The following is a 14,322-nucleotide window of genomic DNA, read 5'->3' on the forward strand; positions in this document are numbered from 1 at the left end:
GCGAGCAGCAGTCTCTTAGTTGAATAATGCCAGATAATTCTCAGCCGATCACACTGCAGAGCATCGCCGATGCCAGTGGTTATGCTCGCTCTACGGTCTCTCTGGCGCTGCGTAATCACCCGAGCATCCCCGCGGATACGCGGCAGAAAATTCGTGAGGTAGCCGACCAACTGCACTACCGCCCCAACCCGCTGGTAGCTGCACTCATGTCGCAGCTCAGGGACCGCAACAACAAGCATCAGGAGCGACTGGCTCTGATATGCAGGTTTAAAAACAAGCTCCCCCATACCAATGGCGAGGGGCTGTTTTATAACCTGCTGTATAAGGCACTCATCGATAACGCCGAAAAGCAGGGGCTCGGCATCGATGAGTTTTACATGGGGACCGAGAACTTCACCGACCATCGGCTGTCCAGCATTCTTGTCTCCCGAAACATACACGGGGTCATCTTCTTCCCCGGACTGGATGAGAAGGTGCAGGAGTTCCCCGAGCTGGAGTGGGAGAAGTTTGCCACGGTACTGATCGGCTACAACACCACACGGGAAAATCTCCACCAGGTCGCCTCCAACTACACCTACGACATCGACTACGCTCTGGAGCGCATTCGCGCCACCGGCGTGACACGGATCGGCTTTGCCATCGACGAGATCGTCAACCGCTCGACAAATGAGGCCTGGCTGTCCCGCTACCTGCTGGATCAGTACCGGCGTCCCCCCGAGCAGCAGATCCCGCCCTTTCTCACGCCCAACCGCATGATCCCGCCTCAGAACCTGCTAAACTGGCTGAAGCAGCACCGACCGGAGGTCATCCTGGTCGCGGGTGGCACCATCCCGAAGCTTCTGACCTCCCAGGGGGTTCGCATCCCGCAGGACGTCAAAGTCGTCAATCTCATTCAACGCCATGAGCCTGGTCTGGCGGGAATCGACCCGCATACCGATGAGGTCGGGCGCGCAGCGATCAGCCTGCTGACCGCCCTCCTGCAGGGGAATCACCTCGGGCCGCCTGATTTCCCGCAATCGATCTCCGTCAAGGGGCAGTGGATTCCCGGCGATTCCTTTCCCGAATAACACATCGCTGTCCGCCCGAGATCGGCTGCGACAAAAAAGCCCCTGCATCACCCCGATGAGGGGCCGATGCAAGGGCTTGAAAGTCTTCTTCTTTTTATACGCAGGGTCGGTACGCCCTGCTCCGAATATCTCGCGAGGCTAGAACTGGAAGGTCCCACCGATGCCCCATCAGAAGTTGGTAGCGCGCTCGCCAATGTTGTTATCCTTACCGGCATCGTTAGTTGAGAAACGGGGACCGGCGAAGACCGAGAAGTTCTCATTGTAGGTGTAGACAACATCCACTGCCATCTCGACGTAGAAGTACGAGACCTTGTCCACCTCGTTCTGCAGATAACCGAAGGCAACCCCAGCGGCCAGAGAAAGTCCGTCCACGGTGTACTCACTCAGGTCAAACTCGTAGCTGCTGACGATGATGCACTCAAGCTGGTTGAGGTTCAGGTCGTAGTTGAGCTCGAAACCGGGGTTCAGCAGTACATCTGCCGCGATCCCGAAGTTCAGCTCCCAAGTGTGGTTCGGGTCGGTATTGAAGTCCGGATACAGGTAATAAGTAGCGCCTGCCGTAGCACTCAGCAGATCGTCCATAAAGGACATGCCATAACCGGCGTAGATATTGTATTCATCAGAAAACTCGTCGTTCGTCCAGTTCCCACCGGGATTGGAGTCCAGAGGCATATTAGCCCAGACGCCGGCATAGAACCCATAGTAGGCGAACTCTACGTTCGGCTGCAGCGACTCGTAGGCACCCTGCGCACCTGAGGTGACATACATCGACTCATAGTCGATCGTCGCAAAAGCGTGCAGCTCGACCTCACCCTCATCCTCAATCACAGCGGTCTCCCGTTCCTCTGCCTCAGTGGTAGCATCTACCCCCTGGAAAATCTCCGACTGGGCGTATCCTGCACTTGTGCCAAGCAGGAAGGATACTGCGAGAAGTTTACTGATTGTTTTAATAGTCATAGCATTATCGGTATCGTGTTAATGAAGACCGATCCTATCTTCGACCGCCAAGTAGCTTTTTAGCGGAAGGATAGGAATGAGTCCGCGTCTCAATTCTGTATCATTTGGATCCCTAATTAATTCTCATGGACACAACTGAGACACAGCAGCCATGAATCACCGTCAGCCCCACCCCTCAATCGTGATTGTGAGATTCATTTTCAATCCGACCAAAAGGTCAATTTTGTTATGAGCGAGGGGATAAAGATAAGTGAGTTTCAAGCACCATAATTAGAAAATCTTATCACCCCATCAATGCATCAAATCCGCACCTCTACCCAACCAATATCGTACGGCCTTCAATCATGCCTAAAAAAAGGCGCCCCCATGCAGGAGGCGCCTGTCGTAAAAAACAAATACGTATAACAGATAGACTAAGCCGAGGGCTTGGGGTCGACCTGATGCAGATGGACGTCCTGCTGCGGGAACGGGATAGAGATCCCCTCTTCGTCGAAGCGCAGCTTGATCGTCATGTTGAGGCGGAAAAAGGTCGGCCAGTAATCCGAGCTGTTAACCCAGGGCCGCACCGCAAAATTGACGCTGCTGTCGGCCATTTCGAGTACGCCGATCGTGTAGGTCGGGTCCTTCAGGACGCATTCATCATTGTTGAGAATGTCCTCCAGGACTGCCTGCACCTTACGCAGATCATCCTCGTAGCTGACGCCTACCACCAGGTCCATACGGCGCGTGTCGTGGGCGGAGAAGTTTGTGATCGGCCCGCTGGTGATCTGGCCATTGGGGACCACTATCTTCTTGTTATCCGGCGTTTTGAACTGAGTTTCAAACACGCTCAACTCGACGACACTCCCGCTGATACCGGCGGCCTGGATAAAGTCCCCGACGCGAAACGGCTTGAAGACCAGGATCATGACCCCGGCAGCGAAGTTACCCAGTGAGTCCTTTAGAGCGAAACCGATGGCGACCGTACACGCGCCCACGATGGCCACGGCAGAGGTCGTGTTAATACCCACTTCTTCGAGCGCCGCGATGATCGCGATGGCGAGCAAAATAAAGTAGAGTACATTACTGCAAAACGAGATCACGGCTGCCTCGACCTTTCTTGCGGTCAAGACCTTACGGAATATCTTGCAGATGAACTTGGCCAGGATACGGCCAACGATCAGGATAATAATGGCATAAATCGCCGGGAAGGCGTAGGTTTCCACCAAGTGCATGATGGTGCTGGTTTCTTCGTCCATAGATGAGGATGGTAAGTTTGCGATTAGGAGCTGTCCGGTCGTCATTTTTTGCTCGGACCGGTACAGAATCGGCGCATAGAATGAACACTTTATATGAAAACGTCCAGCATCTCCCTGCGCGTCGCTGATTTCCTCAAGCAGCACCCCCCCTTTGAATTTTTCGGGCTGCAGGACCTTGTACAGCTTGCCGGTACGGGGAGGGTCAAGTTCCACGAAGAGGGAGAGCACGTTTTTGATGAGGGCGAGCCCCGCGGGCGGCATTTTTACGTCATCCAGCAGGGTACGGTAAACCTCTACTCCCGCTCCGCCAAGGGTGGTGAAGAGCTGATCGACGTGCGTGTCGAGGGGGACCTGCTGGGCATCTTCTGGCTGATGGGAGAGCAACCCTACCGCTACACAGCTATCACCGCCAGCGACACCCTGTTGTACGCCCTGCCCTTTGAGGACTTTCTGCCGCTGGCTGCCCGCTACCCCGCCGCCACCCGCTACCTCGTCGATTATTTCTCGGAAATGTCCGGCCCCAAGGGGGATCATACCGATGAGAGCAGCCCCGGCCATGAACAGGGCCTGTGGCTCCAGAAGTCCGGCCCGCACCACACCTTTGAGCCAGAGGACTTCCTGAACTGCTCCCCCGGCGAGAGCATCAAAGATGTCGCCTCCAAGCTCTCCTCCCACCACCAGCAGGCAGCCATCATCACCGATGACAAAAGCTACCCGCTGGGTATCGTGACCGAGGCAGACCTGTGCCGCCGCGTGGCCACAGCGGAAGTCTCCCCCGATGAGCCGGTCGAGCTGCTGATGAGCTCACCGGTACGCACAGTCAGCCCGGACCTTAATGCCGGGGACCTGCTCCTGCTCATGCTCCGGCATCGCCTGCGGCACCTGTGCGTGACGCAGGACGGCTCGCCCGACTCACCCGTCCTCGGATTGATCTCCGAGCGTGAGCTGCAGATGAACTACGGGCGCCTGCCCAATGCGCTCGGGCGTCAGATACTCTCCGCCCCGGATGTGCGCACCCTCTCCCGGCTACGCGACCGGGCCGATCAGCTCCTGATCGAATACCTCGAGAGCGAAGCCCATATGGGCTTCCTGACAGACTTTGTGGCCGAGATCGACAGTCTGGTGCTGAACCGCGCGCTCGTTCTCGCTGAGCGCCACCTGATTGATCGCGGTCTTGAGAAACCCGACATCGACTTCTGCTGGCTGGCCATGCATAGCGAGGGCCGCAAGGAGCGCCTGATCCGCTCCTCCCAGCGTACCGCTCTCGTCTATGCAGACCCGCCGATGGAGATCAGCCGCTACTGCCGCCGCTGGTTCCTGCACCTGGCCGAAGAGGTCAGCCACATCCTCGTCGGCTGCGGATTCCCCTTTGACACCAATGGCCGCCTGGCCAGCAACACCGAGTGGTGCCAGCCCTTTACGACCTGGAAGGCCTACTACAGCCGCTGGATTCATGAGCCAATCGACAGCAATATCGTTTCGCTGACCACGCTGTTTGACCTGCGGGCAGTAGGCGGAAACCCCGAGCTGGCCGACGCCCTGCGCAGCCATATCCGCGCAGAGATTAAGGAAAGCCCGAACTTCATCCCGCTGCTGGCCAACGACGCCATGGCAAACCTGCCCCCGGTCACGATCTTCCGGGACTCGGTCATGGACAAGGCCGGGATCCTCTGGAGCTGTATCGACACCAAGATGCACGCCCTCTACCCGCTCGTCGATGTGGCCCGTGTCTTTGCGCTGGAGTACGAGCAGGAAGACTGCACGAACACGATGGAACGCTTTGAGCGCATGGCAGAGCGTCTGCCCGAGGACCGCGAGCTTTTCCGCGCGGCTGCCGAGGCCGTAAGTGCCAGCCTCGCCCTGCAATCGCTGATCGGCCACCGGCGCGGCGATAACGGCCAGTTTATCCGCCCGCACGAGCTAACGAAGGCCGACCAGGAGCACCTCAAGGGCGTTTTTCGCACGATTGTTCGCCTCTTGGACTACGCAGCGGCACACTTTAAGCTTAAACTCGACTAGCCACTCTACTAACTGCCTGAACTTCGGATACTGCCATGAACCTCTTCGGAGATACTGACGACATCCAGCTCTACCACGAGTCCTTCGACGACAGCTGGAGTGACAGCGACACGCTGGACCATGTCCGCTTCGTCGTGCTCGACACCGAGACCACCGGCCTGGACGCCCGTAAGGACGCCATCGTCACGATCGGGGCCGTCGCGGTGCGCCGTAACCAGATCATGCTCGATGACCAGTACGAGGCCATGATCAAGTTTGCCTACAACACCTCCTCGGTCGTGGTACACGGGGTCACCCGCGAGTCGGCTCAGGAGGGCGGCGTCGAGGAACCGGTCGCACTGCGGCAATTTCTCGCCTATCTGCGGGACGGGATCATCGTCGGCCATCACATCGGATTCGACGTGGAAATACTCGGCGAGCGCTGCCGCCAGCGCTTCGGGCTCGACCTGCAAAACCGCTGGATCGACACCATGGAGCTCACCTTGAGGCTGGAGGATCTGGGCGCATTCCCCGAACAGGAGCACCTGAAAAAGGACTTCTCACTGGACGGGCTGTGCCGCCGCTTCGGCATCCCGCCGCACGACCGCCATACCGCTCCGGGCGACGCCTTTATCACCGCACAGGTTTTTCTGAAACTTTTACGCCTGGCCCGGCGTTATAATATGACAACGCTGGCCGACATCTCCCAACGCTGGCAGCCCCCCGAGGAGTAACACGGGTCGCGCCCTTTGGCGCCAGTACGCGGGAGATTGTTCCAAGGGCCAGTTTACAAATCGATCTGCCCCATGAAAAAGCTCATCTTCCGCCGTGTGCTGAACCTCCTGCTGTGGCTCAGTGCCTGTTTCCTCGCCGCCACCGGCTTTGCGCTCAAGTGGCGTTTCCCTCACGGAGGGGGACATCGTGGAGGCTCGGGTGGCCCACCCGTCATGCTGGGGCTAGATAAACACGAGTGGGTGGACCTGCACACCTGGGTCGGCGTGGGATTCGCAGTGCTGATACTCGCCCATCTTTACCTGGCCTGGCCCTGGCTTAAAAACGCAGCCGCGGGCAAGAAGCGCCTCTGGGCGGTCTTCGGCGGGCTCGCCACCGGTCTGGCCATGGTGGCGATACTCCTGCTTGCTCCCGTCAGCAGTCAGACTCTAGCCGAGTCCAGCGACTCCACACTCCAGACGCAGGGCGGCAGCTATGGTGGGAATGGACCGGGCGACGGCACCGGTAACCGCTGGAGGCAGCAATCTGACGACGAGTAAGGTTACGCTTTCCAACCCGCTCACAGGGCGTATAAATGGACGGTCTGCATGAGCGCGGTATATCCATGGGGCCACGAAGGCCGTTATAATGACTTCACGCGAGCCTTCCGGCGGCGCTTCGAGGGGCGCGTGCAAAAGGTATCCGTGGACGGCGGCTTTACCTGCCCCAACCGCGACGGCACCCTCGCCTGCAGCGGCTGCGCCTACTGCAACAACGAGAGCTTTAACCCGGACTACTGCCGCGAGCAGCCCAGTATAGCCGCGCAGCTGCGCGAGGGCATCCAGTTCTTCTCCCGAAAGTATCCCTCGATGGGCTTTCTGGCCTACTTTCAGGCCTACTCAAACACCTATGCTCCGCTGGACATCCTGCGCGAACGCTATGAGGAAGCCCTCGCCCAGCCCGGCATCGTCGGTCTGGTGCTCGGCACCCGCCCGGACTGCGTGACCGAGGAGGCCCTCGACTATCTGGCCGAGCTGGCGCGCGAGCACACCGTCATGATCGAGTACGGCGTCGAATCCGTAAAGGACCAGACCCTGCGCCGCATCCGGCGTGGCCATAGCTACGCCGACTCGGTCCGGGCCATCGAGAAAACCGCTCAACGGGGCATCACCGTGGGGGCTCACCTCATGCTCGGCCTGCCCGGCGAAACGTACGAGGACTGGATAGCACAGGCACAGGCTGTCTCCGCCCTGCCCCTTGATCACCTCAAGCTGCACCAGCTCCAGATCGTGCGCGATACAACGCTGGCCGACGAATACCTGGCAGACCCGTCGCGCTTTCACCTTTTCAGCCCCGAGGAGTACCTCGAAACGGTGGTCGATTACCTGGAGCGCCTCAACCCGCAGATTGTCGTCGAACGCTTCACCAGCGAAGCCCCCGCGGACCTGCTGCTGGCCCCGGACTGGGGAAAGCTCCGCAACTACCAGTTTGCGATGAAGGTCGAGAAACGCCTGCGCGAACGCGACACCTACCAGGGCCGCCTCTACGCTGAGCAGGACATAGTCCTGCACCTGTGATGCTCACGCATCACTGATGACTCCGCTAAGGCGGAGCCATAGGCCGAGTTGCATCCGGTGGCAATAATGCTGTCTCCAGATCACACGAACTCCTCTTGCGCAATCGAAAGCTAAAGGGGTAGGCACGCAGTGCCGTAGGGGCGAAGCCCCTCAATGCCACCGGGTGCAACCCGGTCACGCACCCATCACATCGCCCATGTGGGCGTAGAGTTCGCGTCCGGCGGCGGTATGCTCTAAAAGGTCGGCGGACAACTCCACCCGGCCGGGCTCAAAGAGCGTGATGCACATTGAGCCGCCGAAGCCGAAGTAACCCTTTTCGCCGCCCTTGGGCGTGTACTGGCCGGGCACATGCGTCTGCACGATCGTGCCCACACAAGTCGCGCCAACCTCCAGGCAGAGTATCTGCCCAAAGCTTTCCGTCTTCAGTCCGGTCAGGGCACGCTTGTTTTCCCACAGGACAGACAGCCGCTGGCGCAGGCACACCGGGTTGACGGAGTAGAGGCTGCCGTTGACGAGCAGCGTCTCACCCGGCACGCCCTCGGCCGGATAGTGAAAACGGTGATAGTCCACCGGGCACAGCCGCGAGATGACCATCGAACCGCCGCTGTATTGGTCCGCCAATACGGGATCGCCGAGCAGTTTCTCCAGGTCCATACGCTGGCCCTTGGCGTAAAACTGGTCCGATGCGCTCACATCGGCAAAGCCCAGATGCCGACCGTCGGCGGGGAAGACCACGGTGGCCTCGTCCGCGTCAATCGGCCGAGCCTCGGGCTTGAGGTGGCGCGAAAAGAAATCGTTAAAATTTTGGAAGTGGTCCGGCGGTCTCGCCATCTCGTTGATATCGAGCCCGTATTTTTCGATGAAGGGGACGATCTTGCGTGCGCTGGAGCGACGGTCCATCCGCCAGCCGTACCAGCGTGAGAACCACGCGCGCTTGGCCGCGAGCTCGACCGTGAGCCGCCCCAGCGGCTTGTTATAGGCCCAGTCCAGCCAAGCCTCGCCGTAGACGGACTCGCGCTCGATCTGGCCGGTCAGGCGATTAAAAAACTCGGGGCCTTGGGATTCGCTCATGCGGGGCACAGGTTTTAGCAAAAACACCGCCACGCCAAGCGGGAAAGTCATGGCCACGAAGAGTCCCGGCACGGGCCGGAATCTTGACAGCCCTCAGGCCTCGGCCCTATTGTTGCAACCCTATTGCATCTTTAACGTTGTACCGGTTTCCGTCATGAATGCCAAGCCCCCCGCCGTCAGCCAGTCCGACAACCCCAACCTGATCCCCCCGAGCGGCCCAAACTGGCGCCTGATTGGAGCCGCGATTGTCGCCCTGGCGATTATCGGCAGCATCGTATCGATCCCACTCTACGAGCGCTGGCAGACGGAGAAGGCCGCCCACATCGAGCGCGGCAAACAATTTGGAGCGCTCTACCCCATCGAAATCAACGGCCAACCCTACGAGCTGGAGCTCGGCTGGGGCCGCAAAAACCTCATCATCCTGACCGAGCCACTCCTGCCCACGGATACGCAGATCACTGTCAGCGGGGACTTCGGCACGGAGACGCTCGCCTGGAACGAGGAGTACAAGATATTCGGCCCCTCGCAGCTCCCCGTCGATCCCGCCGCCCACCACAAGGTCACCGTCACCATCAAGGACGCTGACGGCAACCTGCTGTGGAAAGGCAAACGCTGGGCCTGGGGCATCGTCAGCGAGCATCACCACCACTAGCAGGCAGGACACAGTCCTGCACCTGTGATCCTGTCGGATCACTGAGGCCAACGCTTTAAGCGTCGGCCTGGGCAATGGCGGTTGCGCCGATTCAAACGAACTTCTCTTGCTCTATATAAAAGAGCAGCGAACGCAGTGAGCGATGGGGCAGAGCCCCATCATTCGCATCACATGCCGAGCATGTGCAGTTCGCCGTCCCTGACGGTGAAGGTGACGGTGGAGCCGTCGCCGACATCACCGGCGATGATGGCGCGGGCCAGGCGCGTCTCGACCTGCTTCTGGAGGAAGCGCTTGAGCGGACGGGCACCGTAGACCGGATCAAAGCCCTTCTCCGCCACCCACGAGCGAGCGTCTGCGTCGAGCGCGACCTTGACGCCACGGTCTTCGAGGCGGTGGTTGAGGTCGGCCACCAGCAGGTCCACGATCTTCGTGATCTCTTCGAGCGTAAGCGGTTTGAAGAGCACGATGTCGTCGATGCGGTTGAGGAACTCCGGGCGGAATCCGGCGCGCAGCTCGGTCATGACGGACTCGCGGACAGACTCGGGGATTTCCCCACCGGCAAAGCCGTCAATGAGGAAGCGTGAGCCGACGTTCGAGGTCATGATGATGACCGTGTTCTTAAAGTCCACGTTGCGGCCCTGCGAGTCGGTCAGGCGACCGTCGTCGAGGATCTGCAGGAGCGCGTTGAACACGTCCGGGTGCGCCTTTTCGATCTCGTCGAAGAGCACGACGGAGTACGGCTTGCGGCGGACGGCCTCGGTGAGCTGACCGCCCTCCTCGTAGCCGACGTAGCCGGGAGGCGCGCCGATGAGGCGGGCCACCGCGTGCTTTTCCATGTACTCGGACATGTCGAGGCGGACGATGTTCTGCTCGGTGTCAAAGAGCGACTCCGCGAGGGTCTTGGCCAGCTCGGTCTTCCCCACCCCGGTCGGCCCGAGGAAGAGGAACGAGCCGATCGGGCGGCGCGGGTCCTTGATGCCGGAGCGGGCGCGCAGGATAGCCTCGGAGACGAGCGTCACCGCCTCGTCCTGCCCGATCACGCGATCGTGCAGGATGTTCTCCAGGTTCAGGAGCTTTTCTTTTTCGCCCTCGACCAGACGCGAGACGGGTATGCCCGTCCAGCGGCCCACAATCTCGGCGATCTCCTCGGCAGAGACTTCCTCCTTCACAAGGGTGTCGCCGGAGCGTACCTCCTGCTTTTCCTGGGCTTCGAGTTTCTTCAACTCGTCTTCGAGTTGAGGCAGCTTACCGTGGCGCAGCTCCGCGAGCTTCTGCAGGTTGTAATCACGCTCGGCCTGCTCCATCTCGCGGCGGACCTGCTCGATCTGCTCGCGGACTTTCTGGGCCTTGCCCAGCTCGGCCTTCTCGTTTTCCCAGCGTGTGCGCATAGCGTGCGTCTGCTCGCGCAGCTCGGCCAGCTCCTTACGGAGGTCTTCGAGGCGCTTCTTCGAGGCGTCGTCCTTTTCCTTCTGGAGGGCGGCCTCCTCGATCTCCAGCTGCATGACGCGGCGGTTCAGCGCGTCCAGTTCGGCGGGCATGGAGTCCATCTCAGTGCGGATCTCGGCACAGGCTTCGTCGACAAGGTCGATAGCCTTGTCGGGCAGGAAACGGTCGGAAATATACCGGTGCGAGAGCACGGCGGCCTGCACCAGGGCGTTGTCCTGGATGCGCACACCGTGGTGCACCTCAAAGCGTTCGCGCAGCCCGCGCAGGATCGAGATGGTGTCCTCGACCGTGGGCTGATCGACCATGACGGTCTGGAAACGGCGCTCAAGGGCCGCGTCCTTTTCGATGTATTTGCGGTACTCGTCGAGCGTGGTGGCACCGATACAGTGCAGCTCACCACGGGCGAGCATGGGCTTGAGCATGTTACCCGCGTCCATGGCGCCCTCGGTCTTACCCGCGCCGACGATGGTGTGCAGCTCATCGATGAAGAGCAGGATGCGCCCGTCACTGCTTTTGATCTCCTGCAGCACGGCCTTAAGGCGCTCCTCGAACTCACCCCGGTACTTGGCACCGGCCACGAGCGAGGCCATATCGAGCGCGAAGATGGTCTTGTCCTTCAAGCCCTCGGGCACGTCCCCGCGCACAATGCGCTGAGCCAGCCCCTCGACGATGGCAGTCTTACCGACGCCGGGCTCGCCGATGAGCACGGGATTGTTCTTCGTCTTGCGCGAGAGGATGCGGATGACGCGGCGAATTTCCTCGTCGCGCCCGATGACGGGGTCGAGCTTGCCCTTTTTGACCTGCTCGACCAGGTCGATGCCGTACTTCTTCAGCGCCTCGTAGGTGGCCTCCGGGTTCTCGGAGGTCACACGCTGGTTACCGCGCACCTGCTGCATGGCGGTGAGGGCCTTGTCCGCAGTGAGCCCGACGCTGGAGAAAAGCTTCTTCAGCTTGGCGTCACCGGACTCAAGCAGCCCGAGAAAGAGGTGCTCGACGCTGATGTACTCGTCCTTGAGGCGCTTGGCGGCAGCCTCGGCCTTGGTGATAGCGTCCTGCAGCGCCTGGGTGATGTAGATGCGCGAAGCGTCCACGTCCCCGGTGACAGCGGGGAGCTTATCCAGCTCGCGCCCGACGGCCAGCGTCACTGCGCTGGGCTGCACATCGAGCTTCTCCAGAATGGCCGGCACGATGCCGTCCTGCTGGTTCAAGAGAGAGAACAGCAGATGCCAGGTGTCGATCTGCTGGTGATTGCGGCGGCGGGCCTCAGCCTGCGCCTCCATAAAGCCTTCACGGGCCTTTTGGGTAAAAGTGTTTAAGTCCATACTCATGGTGAACGGATTTGCACAAAGCGTTCCACCCGATTTTCGCTGTGCGAAGTCGAGCGGAAACATTCATAAGATACTATATAACAACTGACTAAAAAGCCAACACCGTACACACCAGTCATCTACAGGCACCGCCATTTCTGGGACAAAACGGCCCGCCCTGCGTCAAAATTTCACGTCTCTGTCCTAAGAGTAATCACAGCAACTGGCAATACAGATCATACCCCCAAAATGAGACAGCTTGATCAAATTAGGATTGCCACCCCCGAGTCATGACCCTACTTGCAAATAGGCATGATACCCCTTCCGTTCAGACACTGTCTGCTGGGAGCAGTCCTTGTTCTTACCTGTAGCTCTTCCCATGCCCTTTTCGATAACAGCTGCATGCTGTTCAACATCGCGTCCCGCGATCACCCGCTGCCCTCGGGATGGCTCGCCGACAGTCTCTTTGACCTCAGCGCAAAAAAGATGAGCGTGGCGCAGATTCGCAGCCTCAAGTACTCCCTGAGCGACGAGGATGTGCGAAAGACTACCGATAGCTCCACCTACTATCTCGTGGATGGTGAGATCCGCTTTATCGCTCCCGAGGATACAACCTCTCAGCCAGCACCAGCCAACAAGAGCCAGGCGAACGCCGCCTCCGAAAAGTAAGCCTACCGCGAGCAAGAGTAATTCGAGATCTGAGCGGGCAACCGATCCTCAATGGGGTCGATCTGAAACGCTTTCGGGCTTCAACCTGAGTCTACAGCTTACACGTATGTGTGAGCAAAAATTGACTGGCGAGACAGTAGCGTCCTAAGAGATGCTTAGGCCTTTCCTGCACGGCCTTCCCAAAGGGCCTTTATCTCCTTTGTTTCCCATCATGAAAAGCAAACTGATCCATCTGAGCTTGTTGAGCGTGCTCGCCACGCTGACCCTCTCCCACGCACGGGCCGGTGAAAACCTGGTCCAGAACCCGTCCTTTGAGCAACTGAGCTCGAAGCAGAATCCGCGCTACTACTCGTCGTTCTTCCCCAAGGCACCGGCCAAAAATGCTGACGTTGTCGGGCAAGGCGACCTGTCCATGGTCCTCGTGGATGACTCCACCGCTCACAGCGGGAAGTACTCCCTGCGCCTTTCCTCGGATAAGCCCGTGCGCATCGCCATGGGCCAGAGCAAGCTGCCGTTCATCCCCGGCCAGACGATCCGCGTCACCGCCTGGATGAAGGGTGAAAACCTGAAGGCCACCAGCAGCATGCCCGCCGGCGTGATCCGCTTCGCCTTCAGCGCTCCGGATAATAAAGACATCCATCAGGATATCTACAAGCAAAGCGGCTGGCTCAAGGCGCCCTCCAGCGACTTCGACTGGACCGAGCTGACGACCACCGTCACCGTCCCCGAAGGCACCGAAAACGTCAACATGCAGTGCTTCCTGTGGGAAGGCACCGGCACGGTCTGGTTTGACGACCTGAGCGTCGAGGTCATCGATGGTCCGGCCAATCCGCCTGACAGCCTCCCCGACCCTGACCAGCTCCGCCGCTACCAGGACGAGAACGCCAAGCTGCCCGCCAAGGAAGCCGGCACCACGCGCGTCGTGTTCCTCGGCGACTCCATCACGGACATGTGGAAGCTTGACCGCGACTTCCCCGACATGGGCTACATCAACCGCGGCATCGGTGGCCAGGACACCGCCCAGATGGTCGGCCGCCTCGATCAGGATGTGCTCGCGCTGAAGCCGGACGTGGTCTGGTTCCTCGGTGGCACCAACGACATCCCGAAAAAGTTCTCCGCCGAAGCTACGCTGAACAACGTGCGCCAGATCGCTGAGACTTGCCGCAAGAACGGCATCCAGATGATCATCTGCTCGATCCTGCCGGTTTCGGATTACCACAAAGACCGCCAGGCTCGCCTGGAGCGCACCAAGCTGCGCCCCCCGGCCAAAATCCAGAAGCTCAACGAAGGCCTCAAGAAGATCGCCAAGGAAGAAGGCGCGATCTACCTCGACCTTTACGACGTGATGGTGGACGAAAACAACCAGATGCCTGCCAACCTCGCTAACGACGGCCTGCACCCGAACACCGACGGCTACAAGATCATGGCCCCCTACGTGCAGAAGTCTATCGATCAGGCTTCCGCCAAGTAACTTCTCAATGAAGCAAAACGGGCGGCATCCAAGTCACCGCCCACGATAAGGCTCACCGGGATGATCCCGGTGAGCCTTTGTTTTATCCAGAGTCGCATCTGCGCGTCAGAGCCGCAGGTCATCCTGAGTATCGGCGGAGAATCCATCTTTCTGGTCGC

At 59.7% G+C, this 14,322-nt stretch carries 12 protein-coding genes; 8 read left to right on the plus strand and 4 right to left on the minus strand.

Translation table 11 applies throughout. From position 1 onward, the window contains the following. Positions 1–26 precede the first annotated feature (26 nt). Positions 27–1,067, plus strand: a complete 1,041-nt coding sequence (locus K0V07_RS14195) for a LacI family DNA-binding transcriptional regulator (RefSeq protein ID WP_220622045.1) — start codon at positions 27–29, stop codon at positions 1,065–1,067. A 168-nt stretch (positions 1,068–1,235) separates the two neighbouring features. On the opposite strand, the gene K0V07_RS14200 is transcribed toward K0V07_RS14195, so the two are convergent. Further along, positions 1,236–2,024, minus strand: coding sequence for a TorF family putative porin (locus K0V07_RS14200; protein WP_220622046.1), 789 nt, complete (start codon positions 2,022–2,024; stop codon positions 1,236–1,238). 413 nt (positions 2,025–2,437) lie between these two features. Then, a complete protein-coding gene (locus K0V07_RS14205) occupies positions 2,438–3,262 on the minus strand; it encodes a mechanosensitive ion channel domain-containing protein (protein ID WP_220622047.1) in 825 nt (274 codons plus the stop codon). A gap of 93 nt (positions 3,263–3,355) precedes the next feature. Here K0V07_RS14205 and K0V07_RS14210 point away from each other — a divergent pair, with 93 nt between their 5' ends. The 4 genes from K0V07_RS14210 (at position 3,356) to K0V07_RS14225 (ending at position 7,548) form a co-directional block, all read left to right on the plus strand. After that, positions 3,356–5,281, plus strand: coding sequence for a DUF294 nucleotidyltransferase-like domain-containing protein (locus tag K0V07_RS14210; protein WP_220622048.1), 1,926 nt, complete (start codon positions 3,356–3,358; stop codon positions 5,279–5,281). A gap of 35 nt (positions 5,282–5,316) precedes the next feature. Then, positions 5,317–5,994 (plus strand): 3'-5' exonuclease, encoded by a 678-nt coding sequence (locus tag K0V07_RS14215; RefSeq protein ID WP_220622049.1) that lies wholly within the window; start codon positions 5,317–5,319, stop codon positions 5,992–5,994. A 72-nt stretch (positions 5,995–6,066) separates the two neighbouring features. Next, positions 6,067–6,531 (plus strand): DUF4405 domain-containing protein, encoded by a 465-nt coding sequence (locus tag K0V07_RS14220; RefSeq protein ID WP_220622050.1) that lies wholly within the window; start codon positions 6,067–6,069, stop codon positions 6,529–6,531. 48 nt (positions 6,532–6,579) lie between these two features. Beyond that, positions 6,580–7,548 carry a TIGR01212 family radical SAM protein gene (locus K0V07_RS14225; protein WP_220622051.1) on the plus strand — a complete coding sequence of 323 codons (969 nt, stop codon included), beginning with the start codon at positions 6,580–6,582 and terminating at the stop codon, positions 7,546–7,548. Positions 7,549–7,722: 174 nt separating this feature from the next. Here the strand turns inward: K0V07_RS14225 and K0V07_RS14230 are convergent, their stop codons facing one another. Next, a complete protein-coding gene (locus tag K0V07_RS14230) occupies positions 7,723–8,619 on the minus strand; it encodes a phosphatidylserine decarboxylase (protein WP_220622052.1) in 897 nt (298 codons plus the stop codon). 154 nt (positions 8,620–8,773) lie between these two features. Here K0V07_RS14230 and K0V07_RS14235 point away from each other — a divergent pair, with 154 nt between their 5' ends. Further along, on the plus strand, positions 8,774–9,271 hold the full coding sequence (locus tag K0V07_RS14235) for a hypothetical protein (protein WP_220622053.1): 498 nt from the start codon (positions 8,774–8,776) through the stop codon (positions 9,269–9,271). Between the two features lie 167 nt (positions 9,272–9,438). On the opposite strand, the gene clpB is transcribed toward K0V07_RS14235, so the two are convergent. Further along, complete coding sequence (clpB, locus tag K0V07_RS14240) at positions 9,439–12,039, minus strand: ATP-dependent chaperone ClpB (protein WP_345778179.1); 2,601 nt, start codon at positions 12,037–12,039, stop codon at positions 9,439–9,441. Positions 12,040–12,426: 387 nt separating this feature from the next. On the opposite strand from clpB, the gene K0V07_RS14245 reads away from it, so the two are divergent. Beyond that, positions 12,427–12,693 carry a hypothetical protein gene (locus K0V07_RS14245; RefSeq protein WP_220622055.1) on the plus strand — a complete coding sequence of 89 codons (267 nt, stop codon included), beginning with the start codon at positions 12,427–12,429 and terminating at the stop codon, positions 12,691–12,693. A 211-nt stretch (positions 12,694–12,904) separates the two neighbouring features. Beyond that, positions 12,905–14,164 carry a GDSL-type esterase/lipase family protein gene (locus K0V07_RS14250; RefSeq protein WP_220622056.1) on the plus strand — a complete coding sequence of 420 codons (1,260 nt, stop codon included), beginning with the start codon at positions 12,905–12,907 and terminating at the stop codon, positions 14,162–14,164. Positions 14,165–14,322: the final 158 nt, after the last annotated feature.

The organism is Ruficoccus sp. ZRK36 (genome assembly GCF_019603315.1).
Taxonomy (GTDB): domain Bacteria; phylum Verrucomicrobiota; class Verrucomicrobiia; order Opitutales; family Cerasicoccaceae; genus Ruficoccus.

Coding starts and splice junctions, on each gene's coding strand:
- K0V07_RS14210 (WP_220622048.1), top strand. CDS start 3,356: ATGAAAACGTCCAGCATCTCCCTGCGCGTCGCTGATTTCCTCAAGCAG.
- K0V07_RS14215 (WP_220622049.1), top strand. CDS start 5,317: ATGAACCTCTTCGGAGATACTGACGACATCCAGCTCTACCACGAGTCC.
- clpB (WP_345778179.1), bottom strand. CDS start 12,039: ATGGACTTAAACACTTTTACCCAAAAGGCCCGTGAAGGCTTTATGGAG.
- K0V07_RS14205 (WP_220622047.1), bottom strand. CDS start 3,262: ATGGACGAAGAAACCAGCACCATCATGCACTTGGTGGAAACCTACGCC.
- K0V07_RS14225 (WP_220622051.1), top strand. CDS start 6,580: ATGAGCGCGGTATATCCATGGGGCCACGAAGGCCGTTATAATGACTTC.
- K0V07_RS14235 (WP_220622053.1), top strand. CDS start 8,774: ATGAATGCCAAGCCCCCCGCCGTCAGCCAGTCCGACAACCCCAACCTG.
- K0V07_RS14200 (WP_220622046.1), bottom strand. CDS start 2,024: ATGACTATTAAAACAATCAGTAAACTTCTCGCAGTATCCTTCCTGCTT.
- K0V07_RS14230 (WP_220622052.1), bottom strand. CDS start 8,619: ATGAGCGAATCCCAAGGCCCCGAGTTTTTTAATCGCCTGACCGGCCAG.
- K0V07_RS14220 (WP_220622050.1), top strand. CDS start 6,067: ATGAAAAAGCTCATCTTCCGCCGTGTGCTGAACCTCCTGCTGTGGCTC.
- K0V07_RS14250 (WP_220622056.1), top strand. CDS start 12,905: ATGAAAAGCAAACTGATCCATCTGAGCTTGTTGAGCGTGCTCGCCACG.
- K0V07_RS14195 (WP_220622045.1), top strand. CDS start 27: ATGCCAGATAATTCTCAGCCGATCACACTGCAGAGCATCGCCGATGCC.
- K0V07_RS14245 (WP_220622055.1), top strand. CDS start 12,427: ATGCTGTTCAACATCGCGTCCCGCGATCACCCGCTGCCCTCGGGATGG.